This is a genomic window from Catenuloplanes nepalensis, assembly GCF_030811575.1.
Taxonomy (GTDB): Bacteria; Actinomycetota; Actinomycetes; order Mycobacteriales; family Micromonosporaceae; genus Catenuloplanes; species Catenuloplanes nepalensis.
This window is the reverse complement of record NZ_JAUSRA010000001.1, coordinates 8,342,139-8,362,370: the sequence shown is the minus strand read 5'-3', so window position 1 is coordinate 8,362,370 and position 20,232 is coordinate 8,342,139. Positions and strand designations below refer to the sequence as shown.

Below are 20,232 nucleotides of genomic sequence, written 5' to 3'. Positions count from 1 at the left end.
TCATGATGCACACGGTCGCGCGGCTCGCGGAACGCCTCCGGGCCGCCCGGCAGCAGTCGTTCGTCGGCCGGCGCGATGAGCTGACCGGCTTCCGCGACGCGCTCGCCGCCGCCCCCGGCGCGTACGCCGTGCTCCACCTGCACGGTGCCGGGGGCGTCGGCAAGTCCACGCTGCTGCGCCGCTTCGCGGACGAGGCCCGCGACGCCGGCCGCACCGTGGTGGAGATCGACGGCGGCGCGGTCGAGCGGCTGGCCGCACAGGACGTCGCCGAGGGCGTGGTGCTGCTCGTCGACTCGTTCGAGCAGAGCCGGCACCTCGAGGGCTGGATGCGCGAGACGTACCTGCCGAGGCTGCCGGCCGGTGCCGTCGCGGTGCTCGCCGGCCAGGAACCACCCGACCCGCTCTGGGCCTCCGACGTCTCCTGGTCCGGTCTGCTGCGCGTCACGCAGCTCGGCGACCTGGCACCCGACGAGGCGGTCGAGCTGCTGCGGCTGCGCGGCGTACCGGAGTCGCAGCACGAGCCGGTGCTCGCCTTCGCCGGCGGCCACCCGCTCGCGCTGAGCCTGGCCGCGTCGTCCGCCGCCCGCGACCTGCCCGGCCGGTGGACACCGACCCGGGACGTGCTGACCACGCTGATCGACCAGCTGGTCGGCGAGGTGCCGTCGCCCGCGCACCGGCTCGCGCTGGAGGTCTGCGCGCACGCCGAGAGCACCACCGAGGAGCTGCTGCGCGCGGTGGTCGGCGACCGCGCCGCGACGATCTTCGACTGGCTGCGCCGGCTGCCGTTCGTCGAGTCCGACCGGTACGGGCTCTACCCGCACGGCGTGGTCCGCGGCGCGCTCGAGGCGGACCTGCGCTGGCGCGACCCGCAGGGCTACGAACGGCTGCACCACCAGGTCGCCACGCACATCCTGGACCGGGCCCGGACCGCGTCCGGCGAGGTCGTGCAGCCGGCCATGCGCGCGCTCTGGCACCTGCTGCGCGCGAACGAGGTGCTGAGCCCGTTCCTCTTCGCGCGCGGGGACGACGCGGTGCGGGCGGACCCCCTGAACATTCAAGACCATCCGGCGGTACGGCAGATGAGCCCGCCGTCCGCCGCCCTCGACTTCTGGCTGGCGCGGCGGCCGGAGGCGTTCACGGCGTACCGCCGAGTCTCGGACGGCGTCCTCATCGCGTACGCCGCGCACCTGCGCCTGACCGAGCCGGACCCGGTGGAGCTGGCCGCCGACCCGGCCGTCGCGCTCGCCTGGGCCGCGACCGAGACCGCGCCGCCCCGGCCCGGTGAGCACGTGTTCGTCACCCGCTTCCTGCACCCGCCGATCGACCGGCGCCCGCGCGAGGCCGGGATGCTGATGCAGATGCGGGTGCTGGAGGCCTGGATCCGGTCCACCCGGCTGGCCTGGTCGTTCGTGGTCGTCCCGGAGCCGGACCGGCTGCTGCCGCTGATGGCGTTCACCGACCACCACCCGGTCCCGGGCAGCGGCCGCGTGCTGGTCGAAGGGCGTCCGCACGGCGTCTTCGGCCACGACTGGCGCGCGCTGCCGGTCGACGCGTGGATCACCGAGCTGAACGCGCGCCTGCTGTTCGGGCCGGACGCCCGGCCCGGGCGGCCCGCGTTCACAGTGCTGTCCCGCGCGGACTTCGACACCGCGGTCCGGGACGCGCTGCGCAACTGGCACCTGCCGGACGCGCTGGAGAGCAACCCGCTGCTGCGCACCCACCTGATCGGCGACCGCGGCGGCAGCCCGGTGCAGACGCTGCGCGACCTGATCGTCGAGGCGGTCGACTCGCTGCGTGACGACGCGCGCGAGGGCAAGCTGCACCGCGCGCTCGCCACCACGTACTTCCACCGGGCGCCGACCCAGGAGGCGGCGGCCGAGAAGTTGGGGGTGCCGTTCAGCACGTACCGGCGGCATCTCACCCGGGGCGTCGAACGGGTCGCCGAACGGCTGTGGCAGCTGGAAGTCTGAGGACGTGGACAACAACGGATCGTGGCTGACGGACCGGCTGGTCGAGGCCGAGCGGGAGACGGGCACGTCGTTCGACCTCTCCGCGTGCGTGCGCGAGCCGATCCACCGGCTCGGCGGCATCCAGTCCTACGGCGCGCTGGTCGCGCTGCGGCACGACACCGTCGCGGTAATCAGCGAGAACGCGTCCGCGCTGCTCGGGCCCGGCGTGGCGGTGGGCGATCCCGTTCTCGGGTGGCTCTCCGCCGAGCAGCTGACCGCGCTGCGCGCCCTGGCCGACGCGGACACCGGGCAGACCGCGATGATGCCGGTCCCGCTGAACGGCCGCTGGTTCGACGTCACCGTGCACCGCTCCGAAGGGCTGCTGGTGCTGGAGTTCGAGCCGGCCGCGCCGGTCACCACGCCGTTCACCATGTTCTACGCGCCGATCCGGTCCGCGCTGGTGCGGCTGCAGGCGGCCGCGACCGTGGTGGAGGCCGCGCAGGCCGCGGTGCGTGAGGTGCGGGCGATCACCGGCTTCGACCGGGTGGTGGCGTACCGGTTCGAGTCGGTGGACGGGCCGGGCGAGGTGATCGCGGAGGAGACGGCCGAGGGCCAGGAGCCATGGCTGGGGCTGTGGTTCCCGGCGACGGACATCCCGCCGCAGGCCCGCCGGCTCTACGAACAGAACTGGATCCGGGTGATCGCGGACGTGGACGACGCGACCGTGCGGCTCGTACCGCCGGTCCTGGCCTCCGGGGAGCCACTCGACCTGTCGCTGTCCGTGCTGCGCACGGTCTCCCCGTTCCACCTGGAGTACCTGCGCAACATCGGCGTCGCGTCGTCGATGTCGGTGTCGCTGCTGGTCGGCGGCCGGCTGTGGGGTCTGATCGCCTGCCACGGACACACTCCGAAGGCGCTCGGGCCCCAGCTGCGCGCCGCCTGCGAGTTCTTCGGCGCCGCGCTGTCGCTGCACCTGACCGCGCTGCGCGAGCGCGACGACACCGGGGCCCGGGAACGGTCCCGCACCGTGATCGCGCGGCTGATCGAGCCGATCGCGGACAGCATGGCCAGCGGCTGGTCCGACCCGGCCGGACTGGACCGGGTGGTCGAGTCCGACGCGGTCGTGGTGCGCCTCAACGGCGACACCACCGTGCACGGCGCCGACCCCGGTACGGAGGCGCTGGACGCGCTCTGGGCCGCGCTGCCGCCGTCCCCCGCGGGCACGCCCTGGCACAGCGACCGGCTCGGCGAGGACCTGCCCGCGATGGCGCCGTTCACCGGCGCGATCGACGGCGCGCTGGTGCTGCCGCTGAGCGACGCCGGTGACCAGGTCGTCTGGCTGCGCCGCGAGCGCACCGCACCACGCCGCTGGGCCGCGGACCCGGCCCGCCCGGTGGTGCTCGGCCCGCACGGCGAGCGGCTGACGCCGCGCGGTTCCACCGCGGTCTTCCTGGCCACGGTACGGGGGCGCAGCGCACCATGGTCCACGACCGACCTGGCGATGGCCGTCGAACTCGGCCGCGCGATCCTGCAGGTCGCGCTCGCGCACACCCACCGGCTGTCGAGCCTGAGCACCGAGCTGAGCCGCAGCAGTGTCGACCTGGACTCGTTCGCGCACGCGGCCGCGCACGACCTGAAAGAACCGCTGCGCGGCATCTCGAACCAGGCCGCGTTCCTGGCCGAGGACAACGCCGACGGCATGGACGAGGTGACCGCCCACCGCCTCGCCTCCATCCAGCGCCTCGCCTCCCGGATGGACGAGCTGCTCAACGCGCTCCTCTACTACTCCCGTCTGGGCCGCACCGACCTGCACCGCGAGGAGATCGACCTGAACACGGCCGTGACCCGGGCGCTGGAGATCGCCGGCCCGCGCCTGGAGGAGGAGTCGGTCCGGGTCACCGTGACCCCGTCCCACGGCCTGCTCGCCGACCCGGTCCTCTTCGACGAGCTGCTGGTCAACCTGCTGGTCAACGCGGCCAAATACGCCCGCCCGGACGGTCCCCGGCACGTCGAGGTCGCCACCGCCGAGATCGACGGCGAGCCGGCCCTGATGGTCCGGGACAACGGCATCGGAATCCCGGCGCACCTGCGCGGCCAGGCATTCGAGCTGTTCCGCCGGCTGCACCCCAGGGGCACCGGCGGCGACGGCTCCGGCGCCGGCCTGGCCATCGTCCGCCGCATCGCCGAACGCCACGGCGGCCGCGCCTGGGCCGACGAATCCCCGGGCGGCGGCACGACCATCTGGGTGACATTCTCTCGATGACCACCACGGAGATCGCCGCCCGAGTCGGTGAAACCTCGCGACCTGGGACGAAACGGTGGGCAAGCCCCGGGCACGACTTACGCGAGCCTCACCACGCGGCGGCAGGGCCGATCAGGTCCCGTTCACGGGCTCGTGTCAGTGTCCGCGGACCACGCGGTCCGCATTCGCTGTCGCGCGGCGTCCGGAGCTTCCAGACGTACGAAGTCCTCTGCGCCCTCCCAGTAGAGGCAGTCGATGCCGTATCGGTGAAGCAGCCGGGTGTCGGCCTCGGCAGGAGCCTCGGGGAATAGAGCCGTCAGGCGCTCGATCGTGCGGGATGCGTGGGCGGCATAGTCGAGCAGCTGACCCAGCGCCTCGCGGACATGTCGATGGGAGGCTGAGCGCTTCGCCTCGATCAGGTCGGCCCGGGCGGGATCGAACAGATCGGTCCAGCCCACATCGAGGCGAAGACGCCATGCCTGCGGGTCGGACAGAGTGTTCCGGTAGCGAGCGACGAGCCGCGCCTCCGCACGCTGGAGAGTGATCTTCCGGCCGGGCAGGTCGTACTCACTGGTATCCGTATGGTGGCTTTCGGCCTCGAAGAGGTCGTCCTGGCCATTGAGCGCCCGCAACAGTCTCGCTTCGTCCCGGGCGTCGGTCTGCTCCGGATTCTCCTCGACGCTGAGCCCCAGACCGTCGATCAGCGCCGCCGCCTGATCGGAACGGGGCACCCTGGTCTCCTGGAACACATCGTTGGGGCTGTAGCCGGCGAGGGCTCGAATCTCGTCGTACCTGAGGTCGGTGACCCGTTCGAAGTCCAGCACGGTATAGACATTGCTCCAGCTGCCGGTCTTGGGATCCGGGTGCCACAGCGCATCCGCCAGTTCAGGGTTGCGCAGCCGGCACCCCAGCCGGGCGATAGCCTGCACATGGTTATCGCCCGTGAACAGGACGGGATCCTTCTCGGCGAGGCGATCCATCTTGCTGTCGTGCCGCGCGAGGGCGCCCCAGAACCGTGCGGATCCGTCCGGATGGAGACGGATGAGCTGAGCGAACTCCCCCTCCTTCAGCAGGGCCCGGATCGGTCCGTCGACAAACGGGACCGCCCGGTCGAGTGTGTCCGCGAATCGAGCCCGCGAGGCCGGATTCCCGTACGACGGGGCGATGAGCACAAGAGGTGCGCGAGCCGCTTCAGCACGGCGTGCCACAGTGAAACCGAGTCGCGACAGCTGACGGACGACGCTGTCCACCCCGCCGGTGAAGCGGCCGGCGGGAAGGACCACTCCGGCGGCGTACCGGTGTGCGACGCCGGCGATGGCCTTCGAGTCGTACTCGCCGCCCTCGTGGACAAGCACGTACTCAAGCGCGGCGCCGAATCCATACCGTCGCCGGAACGCCTCCCGCCCCAGCGTGTCGCACTCGGCGATGGCCTCCAGAACTGACTCCCGCGTCAGGTCACTCAGACTCATGGCGTGGAGGATAGAGGTGGTGCCCGACAGAACCGCTGCTCTCGCCGCGTCATGAGCACACGCCGGACACCACGAAGTGACGCGGGGATATGGTTTAGGCGCCGGATGGGCGGCGCAGGTACCCTGACAGCCGCGGGCCGCTAGCTCAATGGCAGAGCTGTGGACTTTTAATCCATAGGTTCGGGGTTCGAGTCCCCGGCGGCCTACCAGCGTTGGCGTTCCCTGTCCGCCGCGATGCGGACCGGGAACGCCGCCCGGCCACCCGCGAGTCGGTGCGCGTCGCCCGCTCCAGCGGCTCGCTCCACCAGTCGCCGTGATCCCGCCGAGTGGTGGTTTCGACACGTCTCTCAGCGGTCACATCGTTACTCGTCGGTTGGCAACGGCCGACGGGGTACTGTGCCGGGCCTGCGGCCAGTACATTACTGAGCGTGTCGGCCGGAGGTGGTGAACGTGGGCGAGGGAGACCGGGCCTGGTCTGCTGCTTTGCATCGCCTGTGGCGGACCGTCGGGGCCATCACCGACCGTGAGGAACTCGCCGAGCTGGTGCTTCCGCCGCTGCAGGCACTGCCGGGCGTCGTGGCGGTGTGGGGGCTGCGGCACCGGGTGAGCGACGGCAAGATCGCGGAGTACCGGTGGACCGGCGTGCCGCTGGAGAGCGACGAGGACCGCGCGCTGGCGCGGCGAATGGCGCTGTGGCGGGACGGCGACGCCGTGGTCGTGCGGGAGCAGGTGCACAGCGCGGAATGCGTGATCGTGGCCGGGTTCGAGGTCGCGGGCGAGGCTGCGGGCACGATCGAGCTCCTGGTCGACGGCGCGGCGGACGAGGAGCAGCTGACCACCTGCCTGTGGCAGGTGATAGACGTCACCCGAGAGGCGATCTCGCGGCTGCGGCGGCGCCGGTCGGACGACGAGCAGCAGATCCGGGACGCGCTGCTGGCCGAGGCGTCGCTACAGATGGACGCGGTGCTGGACCCGGGCCAGACGATGCACCGGGTCGCCCGGATGACCGTGCCGGCGATCGCCGAGGGCTGTCTGGTCTACTCGCGCGACAACCGGGAGCTGGTGCTGCGCAGCGCGGTGCACATGGACATGCGGCGGATGGCGGCGCTGCTGGCGGACGATGCCACGGCCGACGAGCTGCGCGTGCTGGCCGAGCGGGCGGTCGCCGAACAGGCGGAGCGCATCGAGCCGGCCGACGCGGAGAAGGTGGGCGCCCGGCTGCTGCACGCTCAGGTGATGCGGGCGCGGGACCAGGTGCTGGGCGTGCTGCTGTTCTTCTTCGACCGCGACCAGAGCCGGGTGCCGCACACGTCGTTCCTGCGGGACCTGGCGCAGCGGGCCGCGCTCGCCGTGAACAACAGCGAGCTCTACGAGTCGCGCCGACGCGAGGTCGTCACGCTGCAGGAGCACCTGCTGCCCGGCCGCCTGCCGGAGGTCCAGGGCATGCGCGTGGCGGCGGCGTACGCGGTCGGCGACCGGGCGCTGGACGTCGGCGGCGACTTCTACGACCTGGTGGTCCGCTCGAACGGCGTGGTGGCCGCGCTGATCGGCGACGTCTGCGGGCGTGGTGCGGCCGCGGCCGCGCTGACCGGGATGTCCCGGCACACGCTCGGCACGCTGCTGCAGGAGCGCGTGTCGCCGGCCCGCGCGCTGAGCCGGCTGAACGCGGGTCTGCGCCGCGACGGTTCGTGGCGGTTCGTCACCGCGGGCGTGGCGCTGCTCCGCGAGACACGCGCCGGCCTGAGCGTGCAGTGGATGTCCGCCGGGCACCCGGCACCGCTGATCCTGCGTCAGGACGGCCGGGTGCTGCCGGGCCGCGGCGGCGGGCTGGCGCTCGGCATCACCGACGAGGCGCGGATCGGCCGGTCCCGGCTCACGCTGGCGCCCGGCGACACACTCCTGATGTTCACCGACGGCCTGACCGAGAGCCGTGACCACACCGGCCGGATGTTCGAGGACGTGGCGCTCTACGACACCGTGCGCCGCCTCCGCGACCTGCCGGTCGACGAGCTGGTGCGCGAGCTGAGCCAGGCCGCCAAGGATTTCGGTACGACCGGGGCCGACGACATCGCCGTCCTGGCGATCAGAGCGGAGCAGCGGTGCACGAGGACCTGATCATGGTGGTGGAGGACTCCGACGAGGACGTGGAGGCGATCGGCCGGGCCATCGGCCGCTCCCACCCCGACCTCCGGCTGGAGTTCGTCCGCTCCAGCGCCGACGTGCTGCCCCGGCTCACCGCGGACGGCGCGCGCCGCCCCGGCATGATCCTGCTCGACCTCAACATGCCCGGCGAGAGCGGCCTGGACGTCCTCCGCCGCCTCCGCGCCCACCCCGGCCTGGCGTCGCTGACCGTGGTCGTCTTCACGTCCTCCGAGGACCCGGCCGAGGCCGACGCCTGCTACTCGGCCGGCGCGGACAGCTACATCTACAAGCCGATCAACTTCGCGCTGTTCCAGACCGTGCTCCGCCAAACCCTGGACTACTGGAGAGCGAAAACCAGGGACTGATCTTCCCGCTTCCGGCGGGGGCACCTTCTCAGTGCTCCCGCGGGCACCGGCCGGGTGGGCGGTCACCTTCCAACACCCCACGTGGTGCGGCTGTGCGGCACAGCTCTTGCCCGCACAGACGAAACCGGACCGGCCCCATCGGGACCGGTCCGGTTTTCCGCTTCAAGCGGAGGATACGAGATTCGAACTCGTGAGGGTGTTAACCCAACACGCTTTCCAAGTCTGCCGCGCCACGTTCGCACATGCACAACAGCGTCTACGACCTGCGATCAAGTCTACGAGCGGCCAGCGGTGAACGGACCTGAATCAGGACAACTGAGACGGAGACTGAGACTGGGAGGCCTGGCCTAACACCCGAACACCAGCACCTACGCCGCCGTGCCGACAAACATGCCGAACAGTCAGCGGCGCGCAGGATCACTCAAAGATCATGAAACGTCACGTATAGTACACACAAGCACAGTCAACAGCAGCAAGGACACGCGTCGACAAGTAGACAACTTTTGCACAGCACATCTAGGTAACTTCGTGCCGCTGATTGCCGATTGACGCTGGAGGGTGGGTGCGTGCCTTCCAAGGGCAACGTTGCCGAGGTGCAGGTTCTGGGCGACGACCTCGAACTGACACAGTACGGCGAGGAAGGGGAAGCCTTCCGCAATGAACTGAGGGTAGAGAGGGGCGAAACAGAGATGTCTCTCATCCTGGGACGACAAACCCCCATGGCCGCCGCGCTACTGGTCACCAAGACAGCCGCGCCCTGGGCTCACGCCCGCTACACCACCGTTGGCAAGCTACGGAGAGCCGCCTTCGAGGTGCGACATTCCCCCACAAAGGGTAACGCACTGCATGTATCGGTCTTCCCGCCGACCGACCCGCAGGGTCCCAGAGAGTGGGATGGGGCTATGGCATCCGCCTTCGACCAGTGCTTCACTAGCGACGGGGAGGACCAATGAACAGTGGCGTGATGCCAGAGATCGGGAACCTTGCTTGGGCTCCCGTGGCAGCCGTAGAGGAAGTTGAGATTTTCGACAGATATAACGGCGTGCCCACACTCGGCCTCTTTCGGAGCGGTCAGGACACCCACCTATTTTGGCGCGCAGTAGGTTACACGGGCGACATCTCACTATGGCTGTATGTACCACTAACCCCTGAAGACGAGAAGAACGTGGAGGATGACGAAGGTCCAGGAATACTTGACGGCATCATCTTTCGCTCACAGAGCCGACGCTATGTAGCTCTCGGCATCGCAAATCTCAACCGGCTAGTTTTCGAACGTGAATGGGACCTTCCAGCCGGTCTGGGCCAAGCGGACATCTTTAGACCTTTACTGGGGTTTGCATCCGAATCGCTAACCTTGGCACTAAACGAGGATCTCGGGCCTTCACGTCGAGACGTTTACCAGAAAGCCAAGAGCGCCGTGAAGCAGCTTGTTACCTGCTAAACAACCTGTCGCAACATTCTCTCAGTAACAGCGATCCCGCAGAGCCCTCATATGCAAGTACGCATTTCAGGCAAGGGTTAGAGCTGAGAACATGCCGAGGTTTGAGGCCTCGGAAAAGCGAAAATATCTGAGGCATACGAAAGTAGGCTTCGGCGCGTCAGCCATGAGTTTCCGCTGAAAAACAAAGTGTCTTGATCGATTCTACAAACACGCCTAGAATCGACTGACGAAGCTTTGTACGCAACAACCGCACCGCTAGCGGCATCGAATATGGTCACACTTTCTCCCGTTTCTGAGATTACGTACCCCACTACGGGAACCGGCCGTTCGGCGATCCGCATTTCCTGCGGCGGCAGCCACATTGGCGCACCCAGAACTCCGGCCAAGACCATCATGCCCGCAAAAGTCAGCGCAAAGCGAGAGCCGCGCGGAGGCCTTCCGTAACGCCTGGCGCGGGTCGCGATCATTTCCAGCGCAAGCCCCATCACGACCAAGATCGTCAGAATAATGCCGGTGGAGATCGGCACCACCAGTACACTGACGGCCCAAATACAGAGAACCAGAGTTAGATAGGAACGCATTGACATCATTGAAAACGCGCTAATTTCTCTGATCTCGAACGCGACCACAACAACGGTATACGGCAACACACTAAGAGCCGTAACGAATAACAGCAGCGGAATATTGACTGTAGAGGCAAGTGCCCTAAAGACGCTAGAGTCACCCCCAGATATCACTAAAACCCTCAGGCCAGCGAGAAGCGCCACGGCCGCCGGGACGAATATCAGAAAGTCTCTCAGTTCCAGACGGTTTCGAGGCACCCCATTCGAGTCACCGAGACCCTCCAAATTCGCACTCACTCCATCTCCGGAAGCCATGCACGATCCCAGAAAGATTGATCAATAGCTGGCACATTTCCACGCAACCAAGGCAACGAAGCGTCGATAAAAGGTTCGGCGCAGAGGTCAGTCCTCAGTCAATTATCGGAATTAAGTTCGCGCACAAAGATTTTCCATGAACTAGCCGCAACAGTAAGAACTGGACCGCCCGCATCTTTGCTGTCACGCACGTAGATGCATCGACTCCCCACTGCCATTTCTACACATTGGCCGCCGTTAGGGCTGCTGCGGGTGGACTTTCTCCAGATCAGGTTTTCCATGATTGGGCGGCCTCCTGGATGAGTTTGAGGGATTGGCGTTTGGGGAGGGCTTCTCCTAGAAGACCTTCCCAGATGCGGCGGGCGGCATCAACGTCTACGGGGGTCTCGATGACCAGGCCGCGGAGTTGGGTGTCGATGTAGGCGACGTCGGGGCTGCTGAGGAGGGTTGCCAGGACGAAGGCGCCGGCTAGGCCTCGGTGGACGCCTACCTCGGTGCGGAGGATGTGGATGTCGGCGGTGCCGGTGGTGGCCATGGTGATCAGGTGGTCGAGCTGCTCGCGCATGGGGGTGGGTGAGTCGCTGATCGGGCGGTGGAGGATCGACTCTTCCAAGACCGTGATGAGGCGCGGAGGAGTTGGCCGGCTGAGGATCTGCTGGCGCTGGAGCCGAGTCTCTACAGCGCGTTGGAGGGTGTCCTCGTTGGCGGTGGGGTCGCCGGCCTGGAGTAGGGCGCGGGCGTAGGCGGGGGTTTGGAGTAGGCCGTCGAGGACGAGTGGTTGGTAGGAGCGGAGGGCGGTGGCGACCGTTTCGATTTCTGCCCAGGGGCGGAACCACTCGGGCATGATCTCGCGCGTGGCGGCTTGGTGTGCGGCGTTCAGGAGGCGGCTGAGGAGGCCTCCGGTTGTCAGCGCGTCGTCGGCGCGGTGGATCAGTTCGGCACTGGGCGGGCGTTTGCCGCTTTCGACGGCGGAGACGTGAGTGTTGGAGAAGTGGATCTCCGCCGCTAAGGCTTCTTGGGTGATGCCCTTCCGTTCGCGGGCGACCTTCAGTTCGTGCCCGAGTGCTCTCAACATCGGATGTGCGGTGCTGGCCTGATCACTGGGCATGGGGTTCCCCATCGATTCCCCATATGAACGCCGGATTTTCGCAAGGGGTTGGCCGATTTCGCCGGTGACCGGATGCAACATCGAAAGGGTTCCCGGTGACCTGATTCTCGGAAATAGTCCTTGTAGTTGATGAGGGCGGCCCGCTAGGTGGCTTTGGATCGTCCGTCGTCTCGCCGAGAATCAAGGAGGAGATGCCCATGCCGTCGGTAACCATCGGGGCGAATGCAGAGACAGCCGATGCCGAGCACCCGGATTTCTGCGACCCGGGCGAATGCACGGTTGATGCCGATCCGAACACAAGGGCGCTACAGCACAGGTCGAAGCCGTGGAAGATGGGGTTGTCGGGCGACCTGTTCATCGACCGGATAGAGGTGCGGCTGGTGGAGCCGGTCTCCACGCCGGGCGAATGGTTCGTGGAGGTGGACGTCTTCACGGACAATCCGGACGAGGCGACCGACACGCTGATGTTCACCAGGCCGGACGTGTTCGCGATGTTCAGGTTCTTTTTCATCATCATCGAGAACACCGTGAAACCGAAGATGGCGCCCGACCGGAAACCCTCAGCCAAGGCCGCGTAACCCATGGCCACCGGACGTCGATGCGGACCCGATGATTTCCACGCCGTGGGAGACATCGTTCACCTCAACAGATTCAATGTGAAGGACGGTGAGCGAGACATGGATATTCGGATTGTGCATGTCTCGCATCTGCTCTGGTCTGTGCCGGATGTGCAGTGGGTCCGAGTTCTCGGTGTCGAGGTGGACGGGGATACGGACAAGGGGTCGCAGAGCCTTTTCGTCGTGCACAAGGACGCGCTGAAGCGCGACGAGGCCGGGGTTTAGGCGGAGCTGCGTTTCATCGCGTTGAGGATGGCGTGAGCGGCGTCGGCTGGCAGGGTCTCGGCGGTGTTGAGGAAGAGATCGGGCTCGGGGACGGGCTCGGTCTCTTCCCATGCGCGCAGACGTGCGGTGGTGTCGCCGGTGGCGCGGGTGACGATGCGGGCCTCGGCGACGTCACGGGGGCACCAGAGGTAGGTCACGGTCCAGTGGGTGTCGGGGGTGGCCTTGGTGAGCGCGTCGATCGCGGGGAGCTGGCCGAGGTGGACCACGGGGGTGCCGATGGTGAGGGCGTCGGTCAGGCCGGGGCGGTCGATGACGTAAACGGCGTCGTAGCGGCTGTTCTCCCAGATGACGTCACCGGCGGCGCGGAGATGGGAGATCTCTGGTTCGGTGGTCATGCGGTAGGTGCCGGTGCGGCCGGGGCCGGCCTTGAGGCGGCGGAACAGCGAGATGGTGGGGTCCAGTTCGGCTAGGGCGTGAGTGATGGTGTCTTTGCCGCTGGCGGGTGGGCCGTAGAGGATGAGGCCGCGGGTCATGGCGTACCGCCGGTGATGGTTTTGATCAGGTCTTTGGCCTGGGCCTGGAGTGGGCGGCTGGATGCCGAGTTGTCGATGACCTTGTGGGGAACCGGAGGGCGGAAGCCAGTTTCGACCTTGGAGAGGTAGCCGGCCCAGTCCGCGAGTTTCGCGGCGTCGCGTGCTGCCCCGCGATGGCGGACGTAGGTGTGCATGGTCGCTTCGTCGCAGTAGACCCAGACGTAGAGCGTGACGGCGTTCAGCTCGGTGAAGGTGGCCTGGGTGCGCTCGATCCACGCGGGGTCGTTGAGTTCGCGGATGAACGGGGCGGTCAGGATGACGCTGTTGCCGCACGCGACGTTCTCCGTTGCGGCCGCGATCAGGGCCTCGTATTCGCGCGGGCGGATCAGGTTGAAGTACTCGGGGGACTCGCGGTCGTGGGGTGAGTGGCCGATCGTCTCCAACGCGGCCTCGACGACCGGGCGGGTGAGGGTGTCCTTGTCGAGCATCGACCAGCCGGTCTCGCGGGCGAGGATGCGGCCCAGCTCGGTTTTGCCGCTTCCGGCGTAGCCACCGACGATCACGACCTTGGGCTGGCGGGGGCGGATGTCAGCCTTGCGGTCCTGGCCGGGCGCGTGGACGTAGCGCTTGGAGCGGGACTTGCTGATCACCAAGCCTTCCTCGGCCAGCAGGCGCATGGCCTCGGAGATGGTGAAGACGCTGACGTCCCAGCGTTCGGCGAGTTCGCGGGTGGACGGGAGGACGTCTCCGTCGCGGAGTACGCCGGCCTCGATGTCGTTGCGGATGTTGCGGGCGACCTGCTGATGCAGTGACTCACCCCGTGACAGTGGCGGGCGGGGCGTGGCCATGGTGTCTCCTCATCGCGTGGTGTCGACCCAACTGGTATCCCAAAATATCAGGTGTTTGCAGATGATTCCACGCTGTTAGCCGACGTCTGCCCAGCTCAGTGTGCCTCTTGGAACAACTCTCGATCTAACAGTTGACCTGTTGGCATATCAACTGTTAGCTTCATGGCGCGGAGATCACCGTCACAACGGCGGGGGTCACGAAGCCACAAGAGGAGTGCGTCTTGGCACCGAACGAATGGCTCAACGACATCGACGAGCCGACACCGGCCGAGCTCGCGGCCATCGGGGCGGAAGAGCCGCTGATCAGCGCGGAGGTTGCGTTGCTGGACGCGCAGATCCGCGTGTTCTGCGCGGACGGCGGTCCGACCGAGCTGGACTGGCACCGGCTGCGGATCGCGGAGAAGCGGGTCGCTCGGGAGGCGCTGGCGCTGCACCGGCGATACCCGGACAGCGCGGAGATGGGGTGGGCGGCGTGACGACTCCTGCCTTCCCGATCGTGACGGACGGGGACTCGCGCTTCACGTTCGGGCTGCTGCTCGATCTGACGCGGGTGCTGGAGCAGCACGGCTATCCGCCGGTCTTGGCGGGCGCGGATCTGGTCCGGCTTCAGGAGAGCCTCTTCAACTTCCTCTACACCAAACCCGAGAGCACCGGCGCTGAAGGAGTCCAGCGATGACCGTTTCCGCGTACCCGCCTCAGGTGGCAGACCTGCTCCCCCGCGCTCAGGAACTGGTCGCGTCGCTGGGTGTCCTGCCGTCCGAGAACCGGATCAAGAACGAGCTGAAGGTGGGCCGGCCGAAGGCCAAGGCGATCCGCGCGGCGCTGGAGCAGGAGACCACGCCGGCCGAGCCCGAGCCGGAGCAGACGCCGGAGGATGCGGCGCCGGACCCGGTTCCGGCGGTGGACGAGCCGGAGACCGTACCAACTCCGGTCCGTGAGGCGGCGCCGGTGACGGTGGAGACGATCGAGCAGCGTGCGGCGGTCGCAGACCCGGTTCCGGCCGCTGAGACCGTGCGGCGTCGGGCGGTGCCGTCCTGGCCGGTGCTGATCCTCGCGCTGCCCGCGTTCGCGGCTGTCTGGTCGGGATGGGTCGGGCTCGGGGAGATGACCGGGTTCGGGGTGGTGCACCCGCTTCCGGGGATCGCGGACGGGTTCAGCCTGAACACCGCGATCACGCTCCCGATCGGGGTCGAGACCTACGCGGCGTACGCGCTGCGGGTCTGGCTGTCAGCCCAGGTCAGCGTGCGGGCACGGCGGTTCGCCAAGTGGTCCGCGATCGGCTCGCTGATCCTCGGCGCGCTCGGCCAGGTCGCCTACCACCACATGGAAGCCGCAGGCATCACCGAGGCGCCCTGGCAGATCACGACCGTGGTCGCGTGCCTGCCGGTCGCGGTGCTCGGCATGGGCGCGGCGCTCGCGCACCTCAATCACGACGGACGTTCCTAGCTTCGCCCGGCGGCGCGGCCCTTCGGCCTGGAAACCTGTGCCGCGCCGCCGGTCACTCGCTCCGTTCACCTCGTGAGGCTTCAGGAGGAAGAACCCTCATGCTCGCAGAGACCAACCCGGAACACACTGGCCACACGGCCACGCTCACCCCTGAGGTGCTGGTGGGTGAGGTGGTCATGGTCGACCAGCCGCACGCCCGTACCGATGATGAGTGGTTGAAGGAACTGGCGCGGCAGGCCGCGCAGCGCAAGCCGATCGTGCCCGCGTGGATGCTGTCGGGCTCGGACTTCCGGCACACGTGCCGCTGGATCGCGGCCCACTACCTGCACGTCTCCGCCTATCACGCGGTCCGCATGCCGCTCTACGGCACGAAGCTCGCGTTCCGCTCGCCGCGCGGTCTCGGGAGATTCATTGCCGGGGGTACGCGGTGGGTGCTCGATCTGGAGGGCCTGCCGGTCCGGCTTGCGGCGGTCCGGCGGGAGGACGCGGAGCAGTACCTCCGGCTCTCCCGGCAGCGTGACGCCCGAGTGCGTCTCCGGACGCTGATCGCGGCGTCGGTGGCGGTGCTCGGCGTGAGCGGCACGTTCGTGCTCGCGGTGCTGGCGCCGAGCTGGGCGCACTGGGCGACGCTCGCGGGGCTGGTGGCCGCGTTCGGGCTCGGCGGGGCGCGACCGGATCGGCCGCTGGTGTCCCGCGCGGTCGTCCCGACGCACGTGCAACAGCTCACCTCAAATCAGGTCACGGCCGCGCTGTCGGTGCTCGGCCTGGCAGGGATCAACCAGGCGGTGTCGAAGCTGGGCGACAAGGCGATTGGGTTCCCCGCGCCGATCACCCGCGATGGACCGGGCTGGCGTGCCGATGTCGATCTGCCGCCCGGCGTCACGGCAACCGAGGTGATCGAGCGTCGGGAAAAGCTGGCTGGCGCGCTCACTCGGCCGCTGGGCTGCGTCTGGCCGGAGGGCAACGCCGAGGTGCATCCCGGCCGGCTGGTCCTCTGGGTGGGTGACCAGGACATGTCGAAGGCGCGCAAACCCGCGTGGCCACTGCTCAAGGGCGGGCCGATCGACCTGTTCAAGCCTCAGCCGTACGGGACGGACCAGCGCGGACGCTGGGTGAACCTGACGCTGATGTTCATCGCGATGGTGATCGGGTCGATTCCGCGCATGGGCAAGACGTTCGCGCTGCGGGAAGCACTGCTGATCGCTGGTCTCGATCCGCGTGCGGAGATCCACGCGTACGACCTGAAGGGCACCGGTGACCTGTCCGCGCTGGGCAAGATCGCGCACCGGTACCGGGCCGGGGAGGACGACGAGGACATCCTCTACGCGGTGGCCGCGATGCGGGAGCTGCGGGCGGAGCTGCGCCGCCGGGCGCGGGTGATCCGGGATCTGCCACCGGATCTGTGCCCGGAGAACAAGGTCACGCCGGAGCTGGCCACGCGGCGTTCGCTGGGGCTGCATCCGATCGTGGTCGGGGTCGACGAGTGTCAGGTCTGGTTCGAGCACCCGGAGCACGGGGCCGAGCTGGAGGAGATCTGCACGGACCTGGTGAAGCGCGGGCCGGCTACCGGAATCGTGCTGATCCTGGCGACCCAGCGGCCGGACGCGAAGAGCCTGCCGACCCCGATCTCCGCGAACGCGTCGACGCGGTTCTGCCTGAAGGTCATGGGGCAGATGGAGAACGACATGGTGCTCGGGACCAGCAAGTACCGCAACGGCGTGCGGGCGACCATGTTCGCGTGGGAGGACAAGGGCATCGGCTACTTCGCCGGTGAAGGCGCGGACGCCCGGATCGTGTCGACCGTGTTCATCGACGGGCCGGCCGCCAACGTTCTCGCGGACAAGGCGCGGGCGCTGCGGGTGCGCGCGGGGCGGCTGACCGGGCACGCGCTCGGGGAGACGCCGGAGGTCGCGCGGACGGCCGACTATCACCTGCTCGACGACATCCTGTCCGTGGTCCCGGTCGCGGAGCTGCGGGTGTGGAACGAGACGGTGGTGGCGCGGTTGGCGGAGCTGCGGCCGGATGCCTACGACGGGTGGGCGCCGGAGCAACTGACGGCAGCGCTCAAGCCGTACGGGATCGAGGTTGACCAGATCGGCCGGCGCGTGGGCGGGAAGACCGTCAACCGGCGCGGCATCACCCGCGCGGACATCGCCGCAAAAGTTGCTGAGCGTAACCGCACCAAGGCTGCGGCCTAGTACCGCCGGAGGGTGCTGGCGCTAGCACCCGAGCCTGCTAGCGCTAGCACCTCCGCTAGCACACGAAACGAACCCCTGCCAGGACGCTAGCACGCTAGCGGCCCTGGTCCCTCACGCCCGAAAACCGGCCCTGGAGGCGTTCGTGGACACCCCCCAACTCATCGCTAGCTTCCTCTGCACCGTCCTACCGCCCGTCACGCTCTGCTACGCCGCTAGCTGCGCGATCTGGCCATGGAAAGCCTGCTCGACGTGCCACGGCACCGGGCGGATCAAGAGCCCGTTCGGGCGCGTCTTCCGACTCTGCCGACGCTGCGACGGGACCGGCCGGCGCATCCGGATCGGGCGGCACGTGTGGAACGAGTACCGGCGCGTACACCGGGACGGCACCCGATGAACCGCATGCCGCACACGGACTGGTGTGCCGCTGACCATCGCTGCGGGCTCAACGAGCACCGCAGCGCGGAGATCGTGGTCGACCTGGCGCGGCACGGCCGCGCGGTCGTCACCCGGACACGGACGGAGAACGGGCGCGAGTTCGCCGAGGTCCGGCTCTGGGTGGCGCTCACTCCCCGCGAAGTACCGGCGCGGCGGCAGTTGCTCGCCATGCTCTCCGGTCTGCGTGTCCTGCTCGGCCGCGTCGCGGTCGCTGCCCGGCCGTCGCCTCACCGCTGATCCGCTGCTCAACCTGGAAAGGAGGCCGCATCATGAACCGGCCCGCACACGACGAGAGCGCGGAACGCGCCGTCATCGGCGCCGCGCTGCTCGGGCCGTCGCTGGTCACCGAGCTCGCGGCCAAGCTCAACCCCGGCGACTTCTACCACCCGAAACACGGCGCGCTGTGGGCCGCTATCTGCCGACTCGACGCGGCTGGCACACCGGCCGACCCGATCACGCTCGCGGCGCACCTGGCCGAGGCCGGGGACCTGGCGCGGGTGGGCGGGGCGCCGTACCTGCACACGCTGATCTCCGAGGTGCCGAGCGTCGGCAGTGCCGGCTACTACGCGGACATCGTGGCCGAGCACGCGCGGCGCCGGGAGGTCTCCGAGCTGGGGCTGCGTCTCACCCAGCTCGCGGACTCCGGCACCGACACTGCCGATCTGCTCGCGACCAGCCGCGCGCTGCTCGACGACACCAGCGCCGGTACGGGGTGGGCGCCACCGATCCCGTTGGGCACCGGCCGGCATCTGCCCGCGTTTCCGGCGCACGTGCTGCCGGGGTGGGTGGCGGACATGGTGCAGGCGGTCGCCGAGTTCACACAGACGCCGGTCGACCTGGCGGGCAGCATCGCGCTCGCGGCGCTGTCGACGGCCGCCGGAGGCCGCGCCGAGGTGGAGGTGCGCGGATCGTGGAGGGAGCCCACGAACCTGTTCACGGTCGTCGTGCTCCCGCCCGGATCGCGGAAGTCGGCGGTGTTCGCGGCGATCACCGGGCCGTTGCTGGCGGCGGAGTCCGCGTTGGTGGAGCGGACCAAACCCGCGATCATCGAGGCCGAGTTGGCGGCGCGGGTGGCCGGGAAAGCGGCGGACAAGGCGGCGCACGCTGCGGCGAATGCGGACGCGGCTGCGCGGGACACGCTGCTCGCCGAGGCGTCGGCAGCTGCGATGCAGGCCGAGGCGGTCACGGTGCCGAGCCTGCCTCAACTTGTCGCAGACGACGTAACCAGCGAGGCAGCGGCACAGTTGCTCGCCGACCAGGGCGGCCGGTTGGCGGTGCTCTCGCCGGAAGGCGGCATCTTCGCCACGATCGCCGGCCGCTACTCCGGCACGCCGAACCTGGAGGTCTTCCTCAAAGGCCACGCCGGAGACATGATGCGCGTCGGCCGGCTGTCCCGAGAGTCACAGCACGTCGCCAAGCCCGCGCTCACGCTCGGGCTGGCCGTGCAACCGGACGTGCTGCGGGACATCGCGTCGATGCCGGGATTCCGCGGGCTCGGCCTGCTCGCACGCATCCTCTTCGCGCTGCCGGAGAACACGGTCGGCTTCCGGCGGGTCGGCGCCGACCCGGTGCCAGCCGAGATCGCCGAGGCATACCGGGAAAACCTCGGCGCCCTGGTTCTCACGCTCGCGGGATGGACCGATCCCGCGGTCATCCCGCTCACCGGAGACGCCAACGCGCGGGTGCTCGACATCGAGCGCGCAGTGGAACCGCGTCTCGCGCCCGGCGGGGCGTGGGGACACATCGTGGACTGGGGCAGCAAGTACACCGGCGCCGTCGTTCGCATGGCTGGACTCATCCACCTGGCCGAGCACCAGAGCGACGGATGGGGCAAGCCCGCAGAGGCGGAGACGATCGACCGGGCAGCGCAGCTCGGCGATTACTACGCCGCACACGCGCTGGCCGCGTTCGACGACATGGGCGCTGACCAGGCCACCCGCAACGCGCGACACGTCCTGGCCTGGATCGAACGCACCGGATCGACCACATTCACCAAACGCGACCTGTTCCGGGCGACGAAATCCGCCACGATCCGGGCCGTCGCCGACCTGGAACCCGCACTCGCGGTGCTCGACGCCCACGGCTACCTCCGCCAGACCGACCCGCCCGCGCGACCCCGAACCGGCGGTCGGCCGCCATCTCCAACGTTCCTCGTAAACCCCGACGTCCACCAGCCGGCCGCCACCGTCCACCCGATCCGGCGAACCGCATGAAGCCCCTGACAGAACTGCCAGAACTGCCACAACCCCCGTACCGCAGAGGTTCTGGCAGTTGTGTCACTGCCGTTCCGGGCCGAGCCCCACCGACGTAAACCGCCTCCGCCGTCAGCCACCCCT

Annotated in this window: 20 protein-coding genes and 1 tRNA gene; 15 read left to right on the top strand and 6 right to left on the bottom strand. The window is 68.6% G+C overall.

What is annotated here, in order from left to right:
* Positions 1-2: 2 nt before the first annotated feature.
* The gene (locus J2S43_RS36290) at positions 3-1,970 is read left to right on the top strand and encodes a P-loop NTPase family protein (RefSeq protein WP_306836909.1); all 1,968 of its coding nucleotides are present in this window, start codon (positions 3-5) and stop codon (positions 1,968-1,970) included.
* Between the two features lie 4 nt (positions 1,971-1,974).
* Positions 1,975-4,212 (top strand): ATP-binding protein, encoded by a 2,238-nt coding sequence (locus J2S43_RS36285; RefSeq protein WP_306836907.1) that lies wholly within the window; start codon positions 1,975-1,977, stop codon positions 4,210-4,212.
* Positions 4,213-4,334: 122 nt separating this feature from the next.
* Here J2S43_RS36285 and J2S43_RS36280 read toward each other — a convergent pair whose 3' ends face one another.
* On the bottom strand, positions 4,335-5,660 hold the full coding sequence (locus J2S43_RS36280) for a ScoMcrA-related endonuclease (protein ID WP_306836905.1): 1,326 nt from the start codon (positions 5,658-5,660) through the stop codon (positions 4,335-4,337).
* A 134-nt stretch (positions 5,661-5,794) separates the two neighbouring features.
* Here J2S43_RS36280 and J2S43_RS36275 point away from each other — a divergent pair.
* The 5 genes from J2S43_RS36275 to J2S43_RS36255 all read left to right on the top strand — a co-directional run bounded on the left by J2S43_RS36275 (position 5,795) and on the right by J2S43_RS36255 (position 9,608).
* Positions 5,795-5,869 (top strand) — tRNA-Lys (locus J2S43_RS36275).
* Positions 5,870-6,110: 241 nt separating this feature from the next.
* Entirely contained in the window at positions 6,111-7,775 is a 1,665-nt protein-coding gene (locus J2S43_RS36270) for a PP2C family protein-serine/threonine phosphatase (protein ID WP_306836903.1), read from the top strand.
* Entirely contained in the window at positions 7,760-8,167 is a 408-nt protein-coding gene (locus J2S43_RS36265; RefSeq protein WP_306836901.1) for a response regulator, read from the top strand. The genes J2S43_RS36270 and J2S43_RS36265 overlap by 16 nt, the downstream gene beginning before the upstream one ends.
* Positions 8,168-8,733: 566 nt before the next feature.
* On the top strand, positions 8,734-9,120 hold the full coding sequence (locus tag J2S43_RS36260; RefSeq protein WP_306836899.1) for a hypothetical protein: 387 nt from the start codon (positions 8,734-8,736) through the stop codon (positions 9,118-9,120).
* Entirely contained in the window at positions 9,117-9,608 is a 492-nt protein-coding gene (locus tag J2S43_RS36255) for a hypothetical protein (protein WP_306836897.1), read from the top strand. Before J2S43_RS36260 ends, J2S43_RS36255 begins: the two co-directional genes overlap by 4 nt.
* A gap of 77 nt (positions 9,609-9,685) precedes the next feature.
* On the opposite strand, the gene J2S43_RS36250 is transcribed toward J2S43_RS36255, so the two are convergent.
* The 3 genes from J2S43_RS36250 to J2S43_RS36240 all read right to left on the bottom strand — a co-directional run bounded on the left by J2S43_RS36250 (position 9,686) and on the right by J2S43_RS36240 (position 11,675).
* Complete coding sequence (locus J2S43_RS36250; protein WP_306836896.1) at positions 9,686-10,237, bottom strand: hypothetical protein; 552 nt, start codon at positions 10,235-10,237, stop codon at positions 9,686-9,688.
* Positions 10,238-10,584: 347 nt separating this feature from the next.
* Positions 10,585-10,767: a DUF397 domain-containing protein gene (locus J2S43_RS36245; protein ID WP_306836894.1), complete on the bottom strand. Its 183-nt coding sequence runs from the start codon at positions 10,765-10,767 to the stop codon at positions 10,585-10,587.
* A complete protein-coding gene (locus J2S43_RS36240) occupies positions 10,755-11,675 on the bottom strand; it encodes a helix-turn-helix domain-containing protein (RefSeq protein WP_306836892.1) in 921 nt (306 codons plus the stop codon). The genes J2S43_RS36245 and J2S43_RS36240 overlap by 13 nt, the downstream gene beginning before the upstream one ends.
* A 116-nt stretch (positions 11,676-11,791) precedes the next feature.
* Between J2S43_RS36240 and J2S43_RS36235 the strand changes: the two genes are divergently transcribed.
* Together J2S43_RS36235 and J2S43_RS36230 are read left to right on the top strand one after the other, a co-directional pair.
* Positions 11,792-12,172, top strand: a complete 381-nt coding sequence (locus J2S43_RS36235; RefSeq protein WP_306836891.1) for a hypothetical protein — start codon at positions 11,792-11,794, stop codon at positions 12,170-12,172.
* 45 nt (positions 12,173-12,217) lie between these two features.
* Positions 12,218-12,436, top strand: a complete 219-nt coding sequence (locus J2S43_RS36230) for a hypothetical protein (protein ID WP_306836889.1) — start codon at positions 12,218-12,220, stop codon at positions 12,434-12,436.
* On the opposite strand, the gene J2S43_RS36225 is transcribed toward J2S43_RS36230, so the two are convergent.
* Entirely contained in the window at positions 12,433-12,969 is a 537-nt protein-coding gene (locus tag J2S43_RS36225; protein WP_306836887.1) for an ATP-binding protein, read from the bottom strand. The genes J2S43_RS36230 and J2S43_RS36225 overlap by 4 nt on opposite strands.
* Complete coding sequence (locus J2S43_RS36220; RefSeq protein WP_306836885.1) at positions 12,966-13,817, bottom strand: GntR family transcriptional regulator; 852 nt, start codon at positions 13,815-13,817, stop codon at positions 12,966-12,968. The genes J2S43_RS36225 and J2S43_RS36220 overlap by 4 nt, the downstream gene beginning before the upstream one ends.
* Positions 13,818-14,038: 221 nt before the next feature.
* Here J2S43_RS36220 and J2S43_RS36215 point away from each other — a divergent pair, with 221 nt between their 5' ends.
* The 6 genes from J2S43_RS36215 (at position 14,039) to J2S43_RS36190 (ending at position 20,109) form a co-directional block, all read left to right on the top strand.
* A complete protein-coding gene (locus tag J2S43_RS36215) occupies positions 14,039-14,293 on the top strand; it encodes a DUF6284 family protein (protein WP_306836883.1) in 255 nt (84 codons plus the stop codon).
* Positions 14,290-14,493: a hypothetical protein gene (locus tag J2S43_RS36210; RefSeq protein WP_306836881.1), complete on the top strand. Its 204-nt coding sequence runs from the start codon at positions 14,290-14,292 to the stop codon at positions 14,491-14,493. Before J2S43_RS36215 ends, J2S43_RS36210 begins: the two co-directional genes overlap by 4 nt.
* The gene (locus J2S43_RS36205) at positions 14,490-15,263 is read left to right on the top strand and encodes an ABC transporter permease (RefSeq protein ID WP_306836879.1); all 774 of its coding nucleotides are present in this window, start codon (positions 14,490-14,492) and stop codon (positions 15,261-15,263) included. Before J2S43_RS36210 ends, J2S43_RS36205 begins: the two co-directional genes overlap by 4 nt.
* A gap of 98 nt (positions 15,264-15,361) precedes the next feature.
* A complete protein-coding gene (locus J2S43_RS36200) occupies positions 15,362-17,461 on the top strand; it encodes a cell division protein FtsK (RefSeq protein WP_306836878.1) in 2,100 nt (699 codons plus the stop codon).
* A 399-nt stretch (positions 17,462-17,860) separates the two neighbouring features.
* Positions 17,861-18,133, top strand: coding sequence for a hypothetical protein (locus tag J2S43_RS36195; protein ID WP_370881700.1), 273 nt, complete (start codon positions 17,861-17,863; stop codon positions 18,131-18,133).
* Positions 18,134-18,165: 32 nt separating this feature from the next.
* Positions 18,166-20,109 (top strand): DUF3987 domain-containing protein, encoded by a 1,944-nt coding sequence (locus J2S43_RS36190; protein WP_306836874.1) that lies wholly within the window; start codon positions 18,166-18,168, stop codon positions 20,107-20,109.
* Positions 20,110-20,232 lie beyond the last annotated feature (123 nt).

Excerpts from the sequence above, each read along its gene's own strand:
- J2S43_RS36290 (WP_306836909.1), top strand. The coding sequence starts at position 3 with ATGATGCACACGGTCGCGCGGCTCGCGGAACGCCTCCGGGCCGCCCGG.
- J2S43_RS36280 (WP_306836905.1), bottom strand. The coding sequence starts at position 5,660 with ATGAGTCTGAGTGACCTGACGCGGGAGTCAGTTCTGGAGGCCATCGCC.
- J2S43_RS36255 (WP_306836897.1), top strand. The coding sequence starts at position 9,117 with ATGAACAGTGGCGTGATGCCAGAGATCGGGAACCTTGCTTGGGCTCCC.
- J2S43_RS36245 (WP_306836894.1), bottom strand. The coding sequence starts at position 10,767 with ATGGAAAACCTGATCTGGAGAAAGTCCACCCGCAGCAGCCCTAACGGC.
- J2S43_RS36240 (WP_306836892.1), bottom strand. The coding sequence starts at position 11,675 with ATGTTGCATCCGGTCACCGGCGAAATCGGCCAACCCCTTGCGAAAATC.
- J2S43_RS36235 (WP_306836891.1), top strand. The coding sequence starts at position 11,792 with ATGCCGTCGGTAACCATCGGGGCGAATGCAGAGACAGCCGATGCCGAG.
- J2S43_RS36225 (WP_306836887.1), bottom strand. The coding sequence starts at position 12,969 with ATGACCCGCGGCCTCATCCTCTACGGCCCACCCGCCAGCGGCAAAGAC.
- J2S43_RS36220 (WP_306836885.1), bottom strand. The coding sequence starts at position 13,817 with ATGGCCACGCCCCGCCCGCCACTGTCACGGGGTGAGTCACTGCATCAG.
- J2S43_RS36205 (WP_306836879.1), top strand. The coding sequence starts at position 14,490 with ATGACCGTTTCCGCGTACCCGCCTCAGGTGGCAGACCTGCTCCCCCGC.
- J2S43_RS36200 (WP_306836878.1), top strand. The coding sequence starts at position 15,362 with ATGCTCGCAGAGACCAACCCGGAACACACTGGCCACACGGCCACGCTC.
- J2S43_RS36195 (WP_370881700.1), top strand. The coding sequence starts at position 17,861 with ATGCCGCACACGGACTGGTGTGCCGCTGACCATCGCTGCGGGCTCAAC.
- J2S43_RS36190 (WP_306836874.1), top strand. The coding sequence starts at position 18,166 with ATGAACCGGCCCGCACACGACGAGAGCGCGGAACGCGCCGTCATCGGC.